Origin of the sequence: Streptomyces sp. NPDC051217 (genome assembly GCF_044455465.1) — a bacterium.
GTDB lineage: Bacteria > Actinomycetota > Actinomycetes > Streptomycetales > Streptomycetaceae > Streptomyces.
The window spans coordinates 63424-84252 of sequence record NZ_JBITEV010000008.1; the positions used below are offsets into that span (position 1 = coordinate 63424).

13 protein-coding genes are annotated in these 20829 nt (G+C 71.2%); 3 read left to right on the forward strand and 10 right to left on the reverse strand.

Annotated elements, in window-relative coordinates:
* Window positions 1–10: 10 nt before the first annotated feature.
* From ACIBBB_RS19340 to ACIBBB_RS19365, 6 genes are all read right to left on the reverse strand, one after another.
* Entirely contained in the window at window positions 11–1615 is a 1605-nt protein-coding gene (locus ACIBBB_RS19340; protein WP_398983502.1) for a succinic semialdehyde dehydrogenase, read from the reverse strand.
* 156 nt (window positions 1616–1771) lie between these two features.
* Window positions 1772–3475 (reverse strand): serine/threonine-protein kinase, encoded by a 1704-nt coding sequence (locus tag ACIBBB_RS19345; protein WP_398983504.1) that lies wholly within the window; start codon window positions 3473–3475, stop codon window positions 1772–1774.
* A gap of 122 nt (window positions 3476–3597) precedes the next feature.
* Window positions 3598–5433, reverse strand: a complete 1836-nt coding sequence (locus tag ACIBBB_RS19350; protein ID WP_398983506.1) for a protein kinase — start codon at window positions 5431–5433, stop codon at window positions 3598–3600.
* Between the two features lie 229 nt (window positions 5434–5662).
* Window positions 5663–8965, reverse strand: a complete 3303-nt coding sequence (locus ACIBBB_RS19355) for a protein kinase (protein WP_398983508.1) — start codon at window positions 8963–8965, stop codon at window positions 5663–5665.
* A gap of 340 nt (window positions 8966–9305) precedes the next feature.
* Window positions 9306–11300, reverse strand: coding sequence for a protein kinase (locus ACIBBB_RS19360; RefSeq protein WP_398983510.1), 1995 nt, complete (start codon window positions 11298–11300; stop codon window positions 9306–9308).
* Window positions 11301–11731: 431 nt separating this feature from the next.
* Window positions 11732–13438 carry a glycerol-3-phosphate dehydrogenase/oxidase gene (locus ACIBBB_RS19365; RefSeq protein WP_398983512.1) on the reverse strand — a complete coding sequence of 569 codons (1707 nt, stop codon included), beginning with the start codon at window positions 13436–13438 and terminating at the stop codon, window positions 11732–11734.
* A 256-nt stretch (window positions 13439–13694) separates the two neighbouring features.
* Between ACIBBB_RS19365 and ACIBBB_RS19370 the strand changes: the two genes are divergently transcribed.
* Window positions 13695–14957, forward strand: a complete 1263-nt coding sequence (locus ACIBBB_RS19370; RefSeq protein WP_398983514.1) for a nucleotide sugar dehydrogenase — start codon at window positions 13695–13697, stop codon at window positions 14955–14957.
* Window positions 14958–15075: 118 nt separating this feature from the next.
* Window positions 15076–15564 (forward strand): hypothetical protein, encoded by a 489-nt coding sequence (locus tag ACIBBB_RS19375; protein ID WP_398983516.1) that lies wholly within the window; start codon window positions 15076–15078, stop codon window positions 15562–15564.
* Between the two features lie 140 nt (window positions 15565–15704).
* Here the strand turns inward: ACIBBB_RS19375 and ACIBBB_RS19380 are convergent, their stop codons facing one another.
* From ACIBBB_RS19380 to ACIBBB_RS19395, 4 genes are all read right to left on the reverse strand, one after another.
* Window positions 15705–16829: a GuaB3 family IMP dehydrogenase-related protein gene (locus ACIBBB_RS19380; RefSeq protein WP_398983517.1), complete on the reverse strand. Its 1125-nt coding sequence runs from the start codon at window positions 16827–16829 to the stop codon at window positions 15705–15707.
* A gap of 114 nt (window positions 16830–16943) precedes the next feature.
* On the reverse strand, window positions 16944–18446 hold the full coding sequence (gene guaB, locus ACIBBB_RS19385) for an IMP dehydrogenase (RefSeq protein WP_398983519.1): 1503 nt from the start codon (window positions 18444–18446) through the stop codon (window positions 16944–16946).
* Between the two features lie 118 nt (window positions 18447–18564).
* Window positions 18565–19140, reverse strand: a complete 576-nt coding sequence (locus tag ACIBBB_RS19390; RefSeq protein ID WP_189107598.1) for a sigma-70 family RNA polymerase sigma factor — start codon at window positions 19138–19140, stop codon at window positions 18565–18567.
* 278 nt (window positions 19141–19418) lie between these two features.
* Window positions 19419–20030 carry a response regulator transcription factor gene (locus tag ACIBBB_RS19395; protein WP_003948568.1) on the reverse strand — a complete coding sequence of 204 codons (612 nt, stop codon included), beginning with the start codon at window positions 20028–20030 and terminating at the stop codon, window positions 19419–19421.
* 439 nt (window positions 20031–20469) lie between these two features.
* Between ACIBBB_RS19395 and ACIBBB_RS19400 the strand changes: the two genes are divergently transcribed.
* Window positions 20470–20793, forward strand: coding sequence for a WhiB family transcriptional regulator (locus tag ACIBBB_RS19400; RefSeq protein ID WP_398983521.1), 324 nt, complete (start codon window positions 20470–20472; stop codon window positions 20791–20793).
* Window positions 20794–20829: the final 36 nt, after the last annotated feature.

The window sequence follows — 20829 nt, forward strand, 5'->3', positions numbered from 1 at the left end:
CTTCTTCGAATCAGCGCAGCCGGAATGCCTTGAGCACGCGCAGGCTCCTGGTCATGAACGCCGCGTATTTCTCGTCGTCCATGCCCATCGACGGAGCCACCGGCAGCACGCGCTGCTGCGCGACGGTCTGTACCTCGGTGAATTTGAGAATGCCCTCGGAGCCGTGCCTGTGGCCGAGGCCGGACTCCTTCATGCCGCCCATCGGCGCCTGGACGCTGCCGTACGCCGAGGCGTAACCCTCGTTGATGTTGACGGTGCCGGTGCGAAGCCGGGTGGCGATCGCGTGCCCCCGCCTGCCGTCACGCGTCCAGACGCTCGAATTGAGCCCGTACGGCGTGGAGTTGGCCAGCTCGACGGCCTCGTCCTCGTCGCTGAACCGGTAGAGGGAGACGACCGGCCCGAAGGTCTCCTCGGTGCAGACCGACATCGGCGCCTCGACGCCCTGAAGAATGGTGGGCTCGTAGAAGTACGGCCCGATGTCGGGGCGCGCGACGCCGCCCGCGAGGACCGTGGCTCCCTTGGCGACGGCTTCCTCGACATGGCTGCTCACGGTCTTGAGCTGGCGTTCGCCGACGAGCGAGCCCATGTCCGCGCCGTACGCGAGCGCGCTGCCCAGCCGCATCGCCTTCGTACGGGCGACGAACCGCTCGACGAACGCGTCGGCCACGGACTCGTGGACGTACAACCGCTCGATGGAGATGCAGAGTTGGCCGGCGGTGGAGAAGCAGGCGCGCACCGCGCCGGCCGCCGCCTTGTCGATGTCGGCGTCGTGCAGGACGAGCATGGCGTTCTTGCCGCCGAGTTCGAGGGAGGCGCCGACGAGCCGGCCCGCCGCGCGCTTCGCGACCTCACGGCCGGTGCGGGTGGAACCGGTGAACGAGATGTAGTCGCCGTGCTCGACGACCTCCGGTCCCACGACCGCGCCCTCGCCGATCACCACCTGGAACACCCCGGCCGGCAGCCCGGCCTCGACCAGCAGGTCACGTGCCCACAGCGCGGTGAGCGCTGTCTCGGTGTCGGGCTTCATCACCACGGCGTTGCCCGCGACGAAGGCGGGCAGGGCGTCGCCGACGGAGAGCTCCAGCGGGTAGTTCCAGGGCACGATCTGGCCGACGACACCGCGCGGGTGGCGCTGCTCGGTGACCTTGGTCAGCAGGGGTACGGCGCCGGTGTGCCGTCTCGGCCGCAGATACGCCGGGGCCTTGCGCCCGTAGTGGCGGGCGGCGACGGCCACGGACTGGACCTCTTCGTGCGCGTGCAGCCTCGCCTTGCCGGTCTCCAGCTGGATGAGGTCGAGCACCTCGGCCTGGCGCTCCAGCAGCAGGTCGTGGAAGCGGAGGAGGACGGCGGCGCGCTTCCGTACGGAGGTGGCCGCCCAGACGGGCTGCGCGACGCGGGCGCGCGCGAAGGCCTCGGCGACGTCCTCGGGCGTGGACTCGGGCAGGTCGGCGAGTTTCTCGCCGGTGGCCGGGGTGTGGTTCGCGGTGTGCCCGGAACCCACGACGCCCCTGATGAGCTGGGCGAGCACTTCGGGAGTGACCACGTCGGCGGCGGTGCGCACGCCGGCGGGCACCGGAGCCACGGGATTGGTCGTGGGGGCCTGTGAGTCCGTCATGAGGGCGAGGGTATGCCGCATCCGGAACTTTGGGTACCCGCCGGTAACACCTTTTCACCGGTCGCCGACCGGGAGTACGCCGACCGGCGGACGACCACCGGCCGACCCGCCACGAACGCGCCAGTGATCGCTGGCGGAAAAGCCCTGATCAGGCGCTCAGGGCAGGAAGCTACTGTCGATCACGAGGTTCTTGACGACGTTCGAGAAGAGTTCCTCGCCGTCCTTCACGGCGTCGCCCCGGGCGGGCATGGTCACGCGCAGCCGCCAGTGCACATCGTCCTCGCCGGGGACGACCAGCTCGTGGTAGCGGTAGCGGACGGGTTCCTCGGACGAATCGCTGTACGACGTGAAGTCGACGATGTTCTCAAACGCCTTGTCCGAGCCCTCGAAGGACGAGTCCTTCGTCGAGTACGCCGCTTCCTTCATCTCCGTACCGCTCACGCCGCCGCCCTCGTAGTGGGCCTTCCAGGCGTCCGAATCGGGCTCCACCATCTCGAAGTCCGGCTGCTTCTGGACCTGGTCCATGGAGATACCGAAGACGCCGCTCGGATCCTTGAAGCTGACTCGGGTCTCCTCGGTCCCGCTCTCCTGGGAGCGCCGGTAATCCTTCGGGACGGCTATCTCGGCCTCCAGGATCTCCGCCTCCGGGCGGACACCCCAGCCCTCCGGCAGCCCCTCGGACACGAACGGGTTGAAGAAGATCAGCACCAGCGCGAGAGCCACCGCGAGCAGCCCGCCACCGAGGCCGTACTGCGCCGGGCGGTTGCGGTGGAGGACCGGCGGGACCCACTTGTTGCCGCCGCCCGACCCGCTGTTGCCCGCGCCCTGGTAGAGCCTCGCCGCCTCCGCGGAGAGCTGCGGCGGACGCGCCACGGACTCCAGTACCGCGCGCACCTCGGCGGCGGTGGGACGTGCCGCCGGGTCCTTGCGCAGGAGCTGCATCACGACCGTGCCGAAGGCGCCCGATCCGCGGGCCGGTATCTGCGGCTCGGCGGAGAGTACGGCCTGGAGCGTCGCGGGGATGTTCGAGCGGCGGTACGGGGACATCCCCTCGACCGCCGCGTACAGCACGACGCCCAGCGACCAGAGGTCCGACTCGGGGCCGGGGCGCTGGCCGAGCACCCGCTCCGGCGCGATGAACTCCGGTGAGCCGACGAAGGCGCCCGTCTCGGTGAGCCCCTGCTGGCCCTCGACCTGGGCGATGCCGAAGTCGCTGAGCACGACGCGGTCGCCGCGCCCGAGCAGGACGTTGTCCGGCTTCACGTCGCGGTGCAGCACACCTGCCTCGTGGGCGGCGTTGAGCGCGTTCAGTACGTCGAGCCCGATCCTGGCGGCCTCGCGCGGGTCGAGGGTGCCCTCCTGAAGACGGTCGGCGAGCGACTGGCCGCGTACCAGCTCCATGACGATCCACGGCTTGGCGTCCTCGACGACCACATCGTGCATCGTGACGACCGAGGGATGGTCGATCCGCGCGGCGGAGGTCGCCTCGCGCTGCATCCGCCGGTGGACGGTGTCGCGTTCCTGGGCGCTGAGATGCTCGGGCACCCGGGGCTCCTTGACCGCGACGTCGCGGTCCACGACCTCGTCGTGCGCCAGCCAGACGGTGCCCATACCGCCGTGCCCGAGCCGCGAGACGAGCCGGTAGCGGCCGCCCAGCAGGCGTCCGGCCGACGGGTCGGGCGCGGCGGGGCCCTGCGGGGTCTGCTGCGTCGGCTGGTACGGGGAACCCTGAGGGCTCTGGGGAGCGGCCTGGGTCGGCACCTGCGGCGGCTGCCCCTGGTGCGGCGGATACGGCTGCGGCTGCGGCGGTCGAAGTCCGTAGCTCGTGGGCTCGTTCGCCCGTCCCCCGTCGTTCGTCATGACCACATCCTTACGGAAAGCACATCTCGATGGCCACCACGGGGTGGCAGCGGGTGCAGAGCCGTGACATCACGGTCCCACTCGTGCGCCACACGGGCTCTTGCGCTCGTGCGGCCTTGCCCTCACTCGCTCGCGCTGTCCGAGCCGCCCTCGCCGTCCGGCTGCCAGCCGCCGAGCATGATGTTGAACTGGGACCAAGTGGTGGACCAGTCGCCGACCGGACCGGACATGTAGAGCGCGTACTCGGTCGAGCCGTCGGCCGAGTAGTACATCTGGTCGATCGCGCGGCGCTCCCCCTTGTGTCCCTGTTCCTCGGTCCAGGTGAACTCCCAGAGCGCGGCCTTCGTCTGGCCGCGGAAATTGTTGGGACGCATCTCGACCCGGTCGTACTGGGGCAGTTTGCCGACGTCCAGCTCCATGTTCTTCATGTGCTGGAGGGGATTCTCGAAGTCCGGTGTGGTGTCGACGGCGATACGCAGGAGGTGAAGGCCGTTGTCGGGGGTGTAGTCGATCTGGTCGCCGTCCATCTGGCGCTGCCAGCCCTCGGGGACGATGAGGCTGAAGCCCGCCGGATCGTCCACCCGCACCCAGCCGTCGGGGACGGCGCCGGCGTCGGTGCTCTCGCCGTCGGTGCTGTCCTCGCCGTCGGTGCTCTCGCCGCCGGTGCTGTCCTCGCCGCCGCTGCCACTGCCACTGCCGCCCGTGCCGGCGTTCGCGCTCGGCTCCTTGCCGTCGTCGGAGGAGTCGCCGCTCGGCTCCGGGTTCGCGCCGGCGCTCGTGCCCGGGTCGTCCCTGTTCCCGGCCTCGATCGCGAAGTAGCCCGCCACGCCGCCGACCAGTGCGGCGGCGACGACCGCGACGACCACGACCGGCCAACGGCGCTTCCCGGCGGGCGTGGTGGCGGTCTGTGGACCGGTCGACTGCGGGTACGCGTGCAGCGGTGTGTGCCCGTACGGGGAGGGGTACGGCGTCGCGGTGTGCGGCGGCGGGGTGTGGAGGTGCTGGGGCTGTGGGGCCTGCGGGTGCTGGGCCTGGGGCCCCGGGGTTCCCGGCTGCTGGTCCCGCTGGTGCGGTGTGTAGGGCGGCACCGGGGCCGTCGCGGCCTCCCGCCGCGCCGCCTCGGGCTCCCGCCCCTCCAGCACCTCCCGCAGCATCCGCTCGGCCTCGGCGGAGTCCGGGCGGGCCTCCGGGTCCTTGTGCAGCAGCGCGGTGATCACGGGCGCGAGCGGCCCGGCACGTACGGGAGCCGGCGGTTCGTCGGTGATCACCGCCTGCATGGTGGCCACCGCCGACGTACGGCGGAACGGTGACGTCCCTTCGACCGCCGTGTGCAGCGTCGCACCGAGCGACCACAGGTCGGAGGCCGGCCCCGGATCGCTGCCGCGCACCCGCTCGGGTGCCAAGTAGTCGATGGAGCCGACGAGTTCACCGGTCCGGGTGATGGCCGAGTCGCCCTCGATGGCGGCGATCCCGAAGTCCGTCAGCAGCACGCGGCCGTCCCGAGCGAGGAGGACATTGCCGGGCTTGACGTCGCGGTGCAGCACCCCGGCCGCGTGCGCGGCGCGCAGCGCGCCGAGCACCTGGAGGCCGATCCGGGCCGCCTCCCGTATCACGATGGGGTCGGACTTGAGCGCGTCCGCGAGCGAGGGGCCGTCCACGTACTGCATGACGATCCACGGCCGGCCGCCGTGGTCGAGCACGTCATGGACCGTCACCACGGCGGGATGGCTGATCCGGGCCGCGGCTCTGGCCTCTTTCTGGGTGCGGGCGTGCAGCACCCCGCGGTCGGCCGCAGAGACGTACAGCGCGGCCGTCAACTCCTTGATCGCGACTGTCCTGTTGAGGAGTTCGTCGTAGGCCCGCCAGACCTGGCCCATGCCGCCTCTGCCGATGGCCTCGCCGAGCTTGTAGCGCCCGGCGAGCATCTGGCCCTCGCGCGTTTCCTCAGAATGTTCCACGTGCCCCCGCCTGGTGCCCCCGACTGCTCCTCGGAATGACAGATTACGGAGCGGACGCGCGGACACGGAACCTGGGCCCGCGCATGAAACCGCACCGTGACACGAACGACGCGACCGGACGGCCCGTCAGAGAGCCTTCAGCGAAGGGCCGGTGAGGATTCGGCCGTCGGTCGGTGGTTGGTAGGTGCTCGGTCGGCCGGCGGTCGGCCGACGGTCGGCCGACGGCCCGTCAACGGGTGATCCGGTAGGAGCCGGTGGCCTGTTGGTAGATCTCGGAGACCTTGTCCCGCTCGTTCTCCGGGCCGATGACCTGGATGACGTGGTAGCTGTCCTTGACGATCATGACGAGATTCCGGACGTAGACCTCCTGCCCGCTGCTGTTCTGCCAGGTGAACTGACCCTCGGCCATGGGCTGTTGTCCGACGTCGATCCGGCGCAGACCCGATGAGGTGGCCCAGGACGAATCCCGGAAGGGCTGCAACTCCCTTTCCTTGTCGGCCTGGTAGGCCATCGGGTCGCCGCCGTTGTCGGCCACGGTGTCGCGTCCCGGCACGACGATGAGCGTGTAGTCACCTCGTACGTAGCGGACTTGGCCACTGTCGTTGATCGGCCGGCGCTCCCAGCTCTTGTCCACGCCGATCTCGAAGCCCTCGGTGTCCTTGCGCAGGACATAGCCGGCCGCGAGGTCGGCCGGGGACCCGGAGGTCTGCGGTGTCGAGGAGTTGGGGTCCGCGGGCTCGTCGGCGCCGTTGTCCGGGGTCGTGTCCGGGTTCTGCGGCTGCGGCGACGCCGGCGCGCTCGGATTCGAACCCGCCCCGGTCGGCGACTGCTTCTCGTCGGCCTTCGGCAGGAACATCACGGCGAAGGCGATGGCCGCGACCATCAGCACGAGGATCACGACGAGCAGGGTGCGCCCGAGCGAGCGCGGCGACCCGCTGCCGCCCTTCGGCCGCTGCCTGGGCTCGCGGTACTCCCTGTCGCCGAAGTCGTCGTCCCGGTGGTCCCGTTCGGCGTACGAGCGGTCCGGCCGCTCGCGGCGCGGCTCCACATATGTCTCACCGTGCGACGCGTGCGCCACGCCGCGCCGCTCGGAGGCCCTGCCGCCCTTCTCCTTGCGCTCCTTGACCTTCTTGTGGCGGTGCCGGCCGGCGTCGCCGCCCCGGCCGCGGCCTCGGCGCTTGCGGACCAGCTCGCCCCTGCGGCGCACGATGGGCAGCCGCTCGTCGACGGAGGGCACGGCCACGACGTCGAGCCCCGCGTCGGGCTCGGGCGCCGAGCGCACCAGCGAACGCAGCCAGCCGCGCAGCTCCTCGAAGTCGGGCCGCTCCGTGGGGTCCTGCCGGAGCAGCGACTCGACGACGGGACGCAGCGGGCCGCACTCCTCGGCGAACGCGGGCGGTTCGGCGCAGACGAGCTGGACCAGCTCGGCCGCGCTCTCCTCCGGATACGGTGCGTGGCCCTGGACCGCGCGGTAGAGCAGCGCGCCCAGCGCCCACAGGTCGGTGGACGGGCCGATGGGCGGGGCGAGCTGCCAGTTCTCGTGCACCGGGCCGGCCTGCTCGGGTGCCCATCGCTCGGTGACGGCGCCGACGACGGCTATCCGTGCCTGGCGCGCGCGTTCGGCGGCGAGCGGGGTGGCGGGGCCCCGGTAGGCGGGGGTCGCGCCGCTCGCGACGACATCGTCCCAGCGGCCCGCCGGTGCGGCGGAGCCGGGGACGGCGGGCAGGTTCGACGACTGGCGCTGGGCGTCGGCGCGCATGGCGTCGCTGGTGCCCGAGCCGTGCCAACTGCCGCCGCTGCCGGTGGTGCCCGAGCCGCCCGCGCTCTGCCGCGGGAGGTAGGGGGAGGAGCCGCCGGCCGGGGGCAGCGCCGGTACGCCACGGCCGCCCGACGCCTGGTGATACGGGTCGCCGCCGCCCGCGGACAGCGGGGCGGAGCCGTCGCCGGGGGCGGACGGACCGTCGTGCCAGGTGCCTGCCAGCTGGACGCGGCGGGGCGGGCCCGGGTCGTCGTCGTCCGTGTCGGGGTCGTCGGGGTCGCCGGCGTCGTCGTCGTACCTTCCGCGCCCGGCGTCGATCTCGCGGGGCGGCATCGCCCACCAGTCGGGGTCGCGGTTGTCGCTCTGCGAGGGTCCGGCCGCTCCGGCCCCGCCCGGGGGGCCCTCCGGGGCGCCGCCGCGGCCCGCGGGGGCCGAGGGGTCCGACAGACGCACGGGGCGCTGTGCGGGGGCGGTGCCGCTGTCGCGCTGCTGGTCCTCGGTGACACGGGCGGCGGCGCGCGCTCCGGCGCGGTAGGCCGCGATGGCTCCGGCGCGCGCGGCGCGGGTGTCCGCCGGACCGCCGCGGGAGGGGTTGGCGGGCAGGGCGGGCGGGCCGGTGTACGGGAGGACGGGGGCCGCTCCCGTACCGCTGTCGGCGCCCGTGCCCGTACCGCCATGTGCGTCCCGGCCGTCGGCGTCCCGGCCGTCGGCGTCCGGGCCGTCGGCGTCGTCCGCGCCTCCCCGGCCGCCGTCGGGGCGGGTTCCGGTGTCACCGGTGTCCGGGCCGCGGCCCACGACGGGCCGGCCCGACGCGTCGGTCCCGTACGGGCCCTGGGCGTAAGGGACTTCGCCGTAGGACCGGCCGCCGTACGTGCCGTCCCCGTAGGTCGCTTCGCCGTACGGACCGTCGGCCGAGCGGGCCGTCTCCAGCGCGGCGCGCCCCGGCGAGGCGGGCCCCACCGGTACGCCCAGCGCGGTCCCGGGCGGCAGTGCCTCGGAGGTGCCGGTCCGGCCCGGGGGGATTCCCGCGACACCCGGGCCGCCATCCGGCAGGCCCGCCATGTCCGTACCGCCGCCGAGGCCGAGGCCCGTCTGCGGACCCGGTGCCTGTTCGGTGCCGGGAACGGGCCCGGGAATCTCGCCGACAGGCCGGTAACCGGCGTCGAAACCGCCCTCTTCGGGCGATGGCGGCACCGGCATGTAGCCGCAGAGCGCCTCCTCGGCCGCGCCGGCCGCGAGGCCGGTGAGCACCACGCGCCCGTCGTCGCAGACGAGCACCGTGCGGATGGTGATGTTCCGGTGGGTCCAGCCGTGGGCGTGCAGCACCCGCACGGCGGTGAGCACGTCCGAGGCGATCTCGGCCGCGCGGTAGGGGTTGAGCGGCTTCTCGGCGAGCAGGGCGGCCAGCGGCCTGGCCGCGACCAGTTCACTCACTATCCACAGCGAGCCGCCCTCGGCGAAGACGTCGAAGACCTGGTCGAGCCGGGGGTGGTCGGGGATCTGCGCGGCGCTCTGCGCGGCATCGATGGCACGGCGCACCGCCGGGTCCGTGGGCCTGCGTGTCGTGCGGCCCGAGACCCGCCGCGTGGCCGCGGCGCCGTCCGGGTCGACCATCTCGGCGTCCACGACCTCCGGCAACGGCACTTGCCTGACAAGGACTTCCTGCCCGCTGTAGGTGTCGAACGCACGCGTCTCGACGAGATCGAACTCGTCGGACGGAGGCAGGGGCAGGCGGTAGCGGTCGGCAAGCACCCGTCCCGCGTAGTCGTCCACGACGCCTCCCACACGCGCGCTGTCCCCGGGTCTCCGGATCGTCGGAGACCTCGCGAAACCGCCAATTCCGGTCGTTTACCGGCCCATTGTGACTGCGTACGGTCCGCGAGCTCTCACGATACGTGGCCGCACACAAATATGCCGCCGGGTCGCCGCAACACAGGTCTTAACCTTCCCGGCAACCTGCGCCCGTACGCCCCGGCGCACCGGGCCGCTACCCGCCGTGGCCCGTTCCGGTCATCTTGCGCGCCGCTCCACAGACAGTCGCATCAATCACCGGAACGAGTGGTATCGCCCGTCAGTTCACGCCATCGCGACGTGTTCACGCCGCGCCTCGCTGTCAGTTCGACGGCTTGAAAGTGCTGTACGCCGTCTCACGGAGCGTCCGGCACTCGTCGTCGTTCCACTCGCTCGCCTCACAGGTGATCATGATCGCGTAGCCGTGGGTGGCGTCGACCTTGAAGCCACGATTCAGCACACGCACCCGTTCGCCGTTCTGGTCGCGCTCGAACTCCCAGTCGGCGGTGGTCGGATAGCCGTTGAAATCCACCGACGCGAGCTTCAGGCGCTTGTAGTTGCCGAGGGTGCCTTTTATCTGGGCTTCGAGCTGCTCCCAGGCGAGCTTCGCGTCGTCGGTCGGCTTCGCGTTGAAGTCGACCTGGATACGGGGGAATTCGCCGTTCTCGCTGTAGATCCCGCCCGAACTCTGGCCCGCCGTACCGGTACGCCGGAAATCGTCGGGCATCGCCATGGAGAAGCGGAACTGCTGGTCAGTGATCACCTTGAAGTCGTCCGGAAGCCCCTTGCCGCCCGAACCGGAGTCCGAGTCGGAATCGCCGGAACCCGGACCCGAGTTGTCCGTACCGGGGTCGTCCGAAGGCCGGCCGTCCGACGCGTTGCCGTCACCGCTGTCCTTGGCCGAATCCTGCTGCTTGTCCTGGCCCGCCGTGTCCTCGGCGCCGCTCTTGGCGTCGTCACCCGCGGAGGCCCCCGCCGACGTGGCGGTGTCGTCCTTGCCCGTGTCGCCCCCGGCCGTCTTGTCCGAGTCGTCGCTCAGGGCGACGGCCAGGACGACGGCGAGGATCGCCAGCACGACGACGCCCGCGATGATCATCAACGTGCGGCGCGGGACGACATCGGTGAGCGACGCCCGCGTGGCCGTGGTCCGCGCGGTGCCGCCGCCCGGTGTGGGCGCGGGTGCGGACGGCGACGCGGCCGCGGCGCCCGTACCGGCGGCACCCGCACCGGCGCCCGTCGTCCGGCCCGGCCGCTGTCCGCCGCCGGCGACGCTTCCGCTGCCGACCGGTTCCTTGGTCCTGCTCTTGGACCGGGGCGCGGGCACCGGCGGGAGCGGCACGACCCGGGTGGCGTCGGCGGCCGGTTCGGGCAGCACCGAGGGGTCGGGGGCGTCGATGACGTCCTGGAGCAGGGCCCGCGCGCCCGGCTCGTCGAGCCGTAGCGCCGGGTCCTTGGCCAGCAGACCGTAGATGACCTCTTCCAGCGCGCCCGCGTTCTTCGGCGGGTCGAGCGGCTCGGTCATGACGGCGGTGAGGGTCGCGATGGCCGACCCCTTGTCGTACGGCGGGCAGCCCTCGACCGACGCGTAGAGGAGTCCGCCCAGCGACCACAGGTCGGCGGCGGGACCGGGCTTCTTGCCGCGGGCGCGCTCCGGCGAGATGTACGAGGGGGCGCCGACGAGCATGCCGGTCGAGGTGACCGACGGGTCGCCCTCCACCTGTGCGATGCCGAAGTCGGTGAGGACGACGCGTCCGTCATCGGCGATCAGCACGTTGGACGGCTTCACGTCCCGGTGCAGGATGCCCTGCCGGTGGGCCGAGCGCAGCACGTCGAGAATCGCGAGCCCGACCTCGGCGGCGCGCCTCGGGGTGAGGATCCCGTCCTCGCGGACGACATCGGCGAGGGACTTGCCCTCGATCAGTTCCATGACGATCCACGGCCGGTCGTCCTCGTCCACGACGTCGTAGACCGTGACCGCCCCGTTGCTGCGGATACGGGCGATCGCCTTGGCCTCGCGCAGTGTGCGCGTGATGAGGCGGCGCTTCTCGTCCTCGTCGATGCTGCTGGGGAAGCGCAGCTCCTTGACGGCGACCGTGCGGCCCAGCGTCTCGTCGACAGCCCGCCAGACCGTGCCCATTCCACCGCGGCCGAGCACCTCACCGAGTCGGTACCGTCCGGCGAGGAGGCGCCCCTCGGAGGGCGATCCGGCCTCGGGGGTCGATGGGGTTTCGGAGGTCGCTCTGGCCTCTCGCTCCGTGTCGTCCGTGTCGTTCCCGGGGTCCCGCGCCGTATCCCGCGACTGCTCCGCCTCCGCCATGCGTCCCCTCTGCGTTCCCTGGTGTCCGCCCGCGCCTGGGCCTGACGTCACTGTCGTCCGTCGGCCCTGCGGGCGGGCGGGGCCAGTTCGAAGACAGGCCCCTGGCATCTGCCCGCGCGCGGCGCGGTAACGCGCCCTGACAGAGCCCTCATTGTCCCTCACTCCGGCGCATGCGATGCTCCCGGGTCCGCCGTCCGCCGGGACGAGGTCCCAAGCGGAGTCCGGCGCGGGGCGGTTGGGCGGGGCGCGGCGGATCGCGTCGCTGGTCATGCCCCTGTTCGAGGGTCGAACAGGGGTGCCCGGAGCCGTTCGTCACAGGACTGCCGCAGGCGCCCCACCAGCCTCAACTCACCCCAGGCGCCTCGGCCACCTCGGACGACTCATCTCGGACAGCAGCCCGAAGACCCGAACACCCCGGACACCCCGACATCTCACAGCGGCACGATGTCCGGCGCCCCGAGCCTCGCCGCGTCCGCCGTCAGGTCGTCCGGCTGCCGCTGCGACTCGCGCTCCGCCTCCACCCGCTTGCGGTAGTGCTCGACCTCCTTCTCGATCTGGTCCTTGTCCCAGCCGAGCACCGGCGCCATCAGCTCCGCGCACTCACGCGCGGAGCGCGTCCCCCGGTCGAACGTCTCGATCGAGATACGCGTCCGCCTCGTCAGGACGTCGTCCAGGTGGCGCGCCCCCTCGTGCGACGCCGCGTACACGATCTCGGCCCGCAGATAATCCTCGGCGGCGCCCAGCGGCTCGCCGAGCCCGGGGTCGGCCGCGATCAGCTCCAGCAGCTCCTCGACCATCGCCCCGTACCGGTTGAGCAGATGCTCCACGCGCACCACATGGAGTCCGGTCCGCGCGGCGATACCCGCCCGCGCGTTCCACAGGGCGCGGTAGCCCTCGGCGCCGAGCAGCGGGGTGTCCTCCGTGACGCAGTCCGCCACCCGCTGGTCGAGGCCGTGCACCGCCTCGTCCACCGCGTCCTTGGCCATGACCCGGTACGTCGTGTACTTGCCGCCCGCGACGACGACCATGCCCGGCACCGGGTGCGCCACCGTGTGCTCGCGCGACAGCTTGCTCGTCGCGTCGGACTCGCCGGCCAGCAGCGGGCGCAGCCCCGCGTACACCCCCTCCACGTCGTCACGCGTCAGCGGTACGGCGAGGACCGAGTTGACGTGTTCGAGGAGATAGTCGATGTCCGCGCTGGAGGCCGCCGGGTGCGCCTTGTCGAGGTCCCAGTCGGTGTCGGTGGTGCCCACGATCCAGTGCCTGCCCCACGGGATGACGAACAGCACCGACTTCTCGGTCCGCAGGATCAGCCCGGTCGAGGAGTGGATGCGGTCCTTGGGCACGACGAGGTGGATGCCCTTGGACGCCCGGACATGGAACTGTCCGCGCTCGCCGATCAGCGCCTGGGTGTCGTCCGTCCACACCCCGGTCGCGTTGACGATCTGCTTCGCCCGGACCTCGTACTCACCGGCCCCGTCCACGTCCCGCACGCGCGCCCCCACGACCCGCTCGCCCTCGCGCAGGAAGCCGACCACGCGGGCCCTGCTGGCGACATGCGCGCCGTAGCTCGCGGCCGTACGCACCAGGGTGGCCACATAACGCGCGTCGTCCATCTGCGCGTCGTAGTACTGCAACGCCCCCACCAGCGCGTCCTTCTTCAACGCGGGAGCCACGCGGAGCGCGTGGCGGCGGGAGAGATGGCGGTGCGTCGGCAGGCCCCGGCCGTGGCCCGAGGAGAACGACATCGCGTCGTACAGCGCGACGCCCGATCCCGCGTAGAACCGCTCCCACCCCTTGTGCCGCAACGGGTAGAGGAACGGCACCGGCTTCACCAGATGCGGGGCCAGCCGCTCCAGCAGCAGGCCGCGCTCCTTGAGCGCCTCCCTGACGAGGCCGAAGTCGAGCATCTCCAGATAGCGCAGACCGCCGTGGATCAGCTTGCTCGACCGGCTCGACGTGCCCGAGGCCCAGTCCCGCGCCTCGACGAGCCCGGTCGAAAGTCCGCGGGTCACGGCGTCGAGCGCGGTCCCGGCACCGACCACGCCCGCGCCCACGACCAACACGTCCAGTTCCCGCTCGGCCATCTCCGCCAGAGCCGTGGCACGCTCCTCCGGTCCCAGTGTCGCTGTCCTCACCGCTGCCTCCCGTCGCCCCCGTGTTGTTCGGGCTCTTCGATTCTGTCCGCACTCACCGACTTCAGCCACCGGCTGTGGACAACACCGGCTGAAGATCGGACCGGACCCGTTAAATCGGCAGACATGTCCACCAATGTCCGGCCATGTAATGACGCATATCGGTCATATTTACGCCTAGTCTGACATTGCGCTCGCTCGTTCTGTCCACAGGGGTTGCGCCCTCTGTCCCCTCCGGTTATGGGAAAGGACGGCCCACATGCCCGCAGACCTCGCCGTCATCGGACTCGGCCATCTCGGCCTCCCCCTCGCCCAGGCCGCCGTGGCCGCCGGCATCGAGACCATCGGCTACGACTCCGATCCACGGCCCGTCGCCGAACTGGCGGCGGGCCGCACCCCGGTCGACGGCTCGCTCACCGCCTCCGACGTGCGCCGTATGCTCTCCGGCGGCTTCCGGCCCACCACCAACCCGACCGAGCTGGGCCGGGTCCGTACCGCCGTCATCTGCGCGCCCACCCCGCTGGGCCCCGACCGCACGCTGGATCTCACCGCCGTCGGCGAGGCCGCGCGCGCCCTCGCCGCCCGGCTGCGCCCGCACACCACCGTGCTCCTCGAATCACCGGCGGGCCCCGGCACCACGGAGGGGTTCCTGCGCACGATCCTGGAAGAGGGCTCGGGCCTGCGCGCCGGACGCGACTTCCACCTCGCGTACTCCCCCGGCCGTCTCGACCCCGGCCGCCGCACCCACGGCCACACCAACACCCCCAAGGTGATCGGCGGACTCACCCCGGCCTGCACCGAATCCGCCGCCGCCTTCTACGGACGCCTCACCGACAAGGTGGTCCGCGCGCGCGGCCCGCGCGAGGCGGAGACCGTCAAGCTGCTCGAAACCAACTTCAGGCACGTCAACATCGCCCTGGTCAACGAGATGGCGGTGCTCTGCCACGACCTCGGCGTCGACCTCTGGGACGTCATCCGGTGCGCCGAGACCAAGCCGTTCGGCTTCCAGGCCTTCCGCCCCGGCCCCGGCGTGGGCGGCCACGGCGTCCCCATGGACCCCAGCTACCTCCCGCACGCGGGCCGCACCCCCGGCCACCCGCTGCGCATGGTCGGGCTCGCGCAGGAGATCAACACACGCATGCCGCAGTACGTGATCCAGCGCTGCGCCACGCTCCTCAACGAGCACGGCAAGTCCGCGCGCGGCGCCCGCGTCCTGCTGCTCGGCGTCACCTACAAGCAGGACCACGCCGACCAGGAGAGCTCACCGGCCACCGAGATCGCCTGCCGGCTGATGGACCTGGGCGCGACCGTCAGCTACCAGGACCCGTACGTCCCCGACTGGCGCGTACGCGATCTGCCCGTGCCGCGCGCCGACTCTCTTTACGAGGCCGCGGCGCAGGCGGATCTGACGGTGCTGCTCCAGCACCACCGTACGTACGACCTCCAGGGCCTCGCCGTGAAGGCGCAGTTGCTGCTCGACACCCGGGGAGCGAGCCCGGCGGGCGCGGCGCACCGTCTCTGAGGCGGCGGGCCCACCCGCCGTCCACCGCCGGACAATTGCCTGGGGCGGTGTCGTAGCGGACTGCTATGGTCCAGGGCGCTCGCACAACGGTGCGAGCTTTCCTTGGGGGATTCTTCAAATGAGCCAGTCGTTCCAGCCGCCCGGAAACCCGTTCGCCGGCGGTCCCGTCCCGCCCGGACCGGGCAACCCCTTCGCGCCGGCCCCGCCGGTCCGCGACAACGTGGGCCTCGGGCTGGCGGCTGCGGCCGTCACCGCGATCGCCGCCGCCGCGATCTACGGCGGCATCGCCGGTGCGATCGAGAGCGAGATCGGTTTCGCCGCCATCGCTGTCGGCTTCGTCATCGGTCTGGTCGCGGGCAAGGTCGGCGGACGTAACCCGATCCTCGCCGTCGTCAGCGCCGTGTTCGCGCTGGCCGCCGTCTACCTGGGCCAGATCTTCGGCATCGCGATCATCGGGGCCGAGGAGCTGGGCCTGTCGACGACGGAGATGCTGTTCGACCACTTCAACCTGCTGACCGAGGTGTGGAACGAGGGCAAGGAAGCGATGACGTTCCTCTTCTTCGCCCTCGCCGCGTTCGCCGCGGTCTCGGCGGCCAAGAAGGCCTGAGCGTAGGCCGACAGTGGTCCGCGCCAGGTCCGTCAGGTCCGCCGACAACAGCGGCGCTGACGGACCGGGCGCGGTTCTCCGCTCCACGCCAGGGGCGCGGGCCGGGTTCGTCTACAGGACCGCCGGCACCCTCCGCGGGTTCAGCGGCTGTGCTGCGAGTCCGCGACCGTCACCTCGACGCGCTGGAACTCCTTGAGTTCGCTGTAACCGGTCGTCGCCATCGCCCTCTTGAGCGCGCCGAAGAAGTTCATCGAGCCGTCCGGGCTGTGCGAGGGACCGGTCAGGACCTCCTCGGTCGTCCCGACGACGCCCAAATCCACCAACTTGCCGCGCGGCACGTCCTCGTGGACCGCCTCCATGCCCCAGTGGCGCCCCTTGCCCGGCGCGTCGCTCGCGCGCGCCAGCGGGGAGCCCATCATCACCGCGTCCGCCCCGCACGCCACGGCCTTGGGCAGGTCGCCGGACCAGCCCACGCCGCCGTCGGCGATCACGTGCACGTACCGGCCGCCGGACTCGTCCATGTAGTCGCGCCGCGCGGCGGCCACGTCCGCGACCGCGGTCGCCATCGGCACCTGGATGCCCAGCACGTTACGGGTGGTGTGTGCGGCCCCGCCGCCGAAGCCCACCAGCACACCGGCCGCGCCGGTACGCATCAGGTGCAGCGAGGCGGTGTACGTGGCGCAGCCGCCGACGATGACCGGGACGTCCAGCTCGTAGATGAACTGCTTCAGGTTCAGCGGCTCGGCCGCGCCCGAGACATGCTCGGCGGAGACCGTCGTCCCCCGGATGACGAAGATGTCGACCCCGGCGTCCACAACCGCCTTGGAGAACTGGGCGGTTCGCTGCGGCGACAGTGCGGCGGCCGTGACCACGCCCGAGTCGCGCACCTCCTTGATGCGCCGGCCGATCAGCTCCTCCTGGATCGGCGCGGCGTAGATCTCCTGGAGCCTGCGGTTGGCGGTCGCCCGGTCCAGCTCCGCGATCTCGTCCAGCAGCGGCTGCGGGTCCTCGTAACGGGTCCACAGACCTTCGAGGTTGAGCACGCCGAGACCGCCCAGCTCACCGATGCGGATCGCGGTGCTCGGCGAGACGATGGAGTCCATGGGGGCGGCCAGGAACGGCAGCTCGAAGCGGTAGGCGTCGATCTGCCAGGCGATCGAGACCTCCTTCGGGTCGCGGGTGCGCCGGCTGGGGACGACGGCGATGTCGTCGAAGGCGTACGCCCGGCGTCCGCGCTTGCCGCGGCCGATCTCGATCTCAGTCACGATGTGTGGCCTTTCCTCTGCGTCTGCGGCTTCAGTATCCCCGACCCGCCCCGGCACACCGGTGAGGGGCGGCCCCGAATCGAGCGGGGCCGCCCCTCACCGACGAGCCGGACGTCAGCGCCTGGTGTAGTTCGGCGCCTCGACCGTCATCTGGATGTCGTGCGGGTGGCTCTCCTTGAGACCCGCGGAGGTGATCCGTACGAAGCGGCCGTTGTCCTGGAGCTGCGGGACGGTGCGGCCACCGACGTAGAACATCGACTGCCGCAGTCCGCCGGTCAGTTGGTGCACGACCGAGGAGAGCGGACCGCGGTACGGCACCTGTCCCTCGATGCCCTCGGGCACCAGCTTCTCGTCGGACGCCACGCCCTCCTGGAAATACCGGTCCTTGGAGAACGACCGCTGCTCGCCACGGGTCTGCATCGCGCCCAGCGAGCCCATGCCGCGGTACGACTTGAACTGCTTGCCGTTGATGAACATCAGCTCGCCCGGCGACTCCTCGCAGCCCGCGAGCAGCGAGCCGAGCATCACCGTGTCGGCGCCGGCGACCAGGGCCTTCGCGATGTCGCCGCTGTACTGGAGGCCGCCGTCGCCGATGACCGGGACGCCCGCGGCCTTCGCGGCCACCGACGCCTCGTAGATGGCGGTGACCTGCGGGACGCCGATACCGGCGACGACGCGCGTCGTACAGATGGAGCCGGGGCCGACGCCCACCTTGATGCCGTCGACACCGGCGTCGATCAGCGACTGGGCGCCGTCGCGCGTGGCGATGTTGCCGCCGACGACGTCGACGGTGCTGTTCGACTTGATCTTGGCGACCATGTCACCGACGAGCCGGGAGTGGCCGTGGGCGGTGTCGACGACGATGAAGTCGACGCCCGCCTCGATGAGCGCCTGGGCGCGCTCGTACGCGTCACCGGCGACACCGACGGCCGCGCCGACGAGGAGCCGGCCGTCCGCGTCCTTGGCCGCGTTGGGGTACTTCTCGGCCTTGACGAAGTCCTTGACCGTGATGAGGCCCTTGAGGACACCGGCGTCGTCGACCAGCGGCAGTTTCTCGATCTTGTGGCGGCGCAGCAGCTCCATGGCGTCCACGCCGGAGATGCCGACCTTGCCGGTGACCAGCGGCATCGGCGTCATGACCTCGCGCACCTGGCGCGTACGGTCCGACTCGAAGGCCATGTCACGGTTGGTGACGATGCCGAGCAGCTTGCCCGAGCGGTCGATGACCGGGACGCCGCTGATCCGGAACTTGGCGCAGAGCTGATCCGCCTCGCCGAGCGTCGCGTCGGGGTTGACCGTGATCGGGTCGGTGACCATGCCGGACTCGGAGCGCTTCACGAGGTCGACCTGGTTCGCCTGGTCGGCGATCGACAGATTGCGGTGCAGCACGCCGGCGCCGCCCTGGCGCGCCATGGCGATGGCCATGCGCGCCTCGGTGACCTTGTCCATCGCCGCGGAGAGCAGCGGGATGTTCACCTTGACGTTCTTCGAGATGTACGAGGAGGTGTCGATCTCGTCCGGCGTCATGTCGGACGCGCCCGGGAGCAGCAGCACGTCGTCGTATGTCAGCCCGAGCGTCGCGAACTTCTCGGGCACTCCGTCGACGTTTGCAGTCATGACACCTTCCCCAAATGGCCTTGATCGGTGCGGATGTCCATGCTAACGGGAAGCGGGGGCGTCTGATTCCACGGTCCCGCGGCGCACCCCACCGCTCGGGGCCCGCCGCCGGGTGCGGCTACTGCTCGGCGAGCGCGCGCAGTCTGCTGAGCGCGCGGTGCTGCGCGACCCGTACGGCGCCGGGCGACATCCCCAGCATCTGGCCGGTCTCCTCGGCGGTCAGCCCCACGGCGACCCGCAGGACGAGCAGTTCGCGCTGGTTGTCCGGGAGGTTGGCGAGGAGCTTCTTCGCCCACTCGGCGTCGCTGCTGAGCAGCGCGCGCTCCTCCGGGCCGAGGGAATCGTCGGGCCGCTCGGGCATCTCGTCGGAGGGCACCGCCGTCGAGCCGGGGTGCCGCATGGCGGCCCGCTGGAGATCGGCGACCTTGTGCGCGGCGATGGCGAAGACGAAGGCTTCGAAGGGCCTGCCGGTGTCCCTGTAGCGCGGGAGCGCCATCAGGACCGCGACGCAGACCTCCTGCGCGAGGTCCTCCACGAAGTGGCGCGCGTCACCCGGCAGTCGGTTGAGCCGGGTGCGGCAGTAGCGCAGCGCGAGAGGATGCACGTGGGCCAGAAGATCGTGCGTGGCCTGCCCGTCCCCCTCGACGGCACGGTGAACGAGCGCACCGATCACCGTGGTCTCGTCATCGCGCATCCGCCCATGGTGCCTCGGAGGCTGCCGATCCGTGGCGCCACGTTCATAGTTGTGCACCGAAGCGTTATGAGCAGGTGCGCCGGAACTCATCTCCTGCGCCCTCCTCTTCCGCTCGCCCGACTCGTCCCCGAGGAACTCCACATCTCAAGGATGCGGCATCGGGCGGGAAACTGTGGCGTACGGGCACCGGTGACCCTCTCCGCCGCCCCGTCCGCCGCACCGGCAGACGGGGTTACGCGACTGTCCGGACGAGCTGCCCGGGCGCCTCCGACCAGTGCCTAACGGACCAGACCCCAGCGGAATCCGAGGGCCACGGCGTGTGCGCGGTCGGATGCGCCGAGCTTCTTGAAAAGCCGCCGGGCGTGTGTCTTGACCGTGTCCTCCGAGAGGAAGAGCTCGCGCCCGATCTCCGCGTTCGACCGGCCGTGGCTCATGCCTTCGAGCACCTGGATCTCACGCGCCGTGAGTGTGGGCGCGGCGCCCATCTCGGCCGACCTGAGCCGGCGCGGGGCGAGCCGCCACGTCGGGTCGGCGAGCGCCTGTGTGACGGTCGCGCGCAGCTCCGCGCGGGACGCGTCCTTGTGCAGATAACCGCGGGCACCGGCGGCGACCGCGAGCGCGACACCGTCCAGGTCCTCGGCGACCGTGAGCATGATGATCCGGGCGCCCGGATCGGCGGACAGCAGCCGGCGAACGGTCTCGACACCGCCCAGACCAGGCATGCGTACGTCCATCAGAATCAGGTCCGAGCGGTCGGCGCCCCAGCGGCGGAGGACTTCCTCACCGTTGGCCGCGGTCGTCACGCGCTCGACGCCGGGCACGGTCGCAACCGCGCGGCGCAGCGCCTCTCGGGCAAGCGGGGAGTCGTCGCAGACGAGGACGGATGTCATGGCCGCCCTCCGCAGCTGATGCGCGTCACCTTGAGCCTCCAGGCTGAGTACATGTGGTCACCTGTGCGATTGACGCCATCGGACATGTGCCCGATCGCTTCTTCCTTCAACCGCCTCGACCACTCAACGACGGTCACTCGAAAGAGTTACGGGTCCGGAATCGCCCTCGGCACTCTACGTGAGGAAGCGCACACAGAGCAGAGCCTCGCAGGTCATCGCTCGATCACTCTGAGCCATGCCCCATTTAGCGCCATTTCTTCGCTTTTGCTGGTGTCTGTGGCTAGATTCGCAATGAGTCATATTTACATCTACTTACACAGGAGATGTACGGTCGTGAGCAGATGTGGTCGGCACGTCGGGCTCGTACCCGGCGTCCCTGAGCGCGTCTCACGCCTTGGCGACCCATATCCGCCTCCACGGATGCAAGGGGACATGAGCAATGGCAGATTTCTCCCGTCTTCCCGGACCGAACGCAGATCTGTGGGACTGGCAGCTCCTCGCGGCCTGTCGCGGCGTCGACAGTTCGCTGTTCTTTCACCCGGAGGGAGAGAGAGGTGCGGCACGCAGCGCTCGCGAAACCTCGGCGAAAGAGGTGTGCATGAGATGTCCGGTCCGCGCGCAGTGCGCGGCGCACGCGCTGGCGGTGCGGGAGCCGTACGGAGTCTGGGGCGGGCTGACGGAGGACGAACGCGAAGAACTGATGGGGCGCGCCCGCGCCCGGTTGATCGCGACCACGGGGGTGAACGGGTCGGGGCGTACCTGACCTGCGACAAACATTGCGCAGAAACGTTTCTGCATT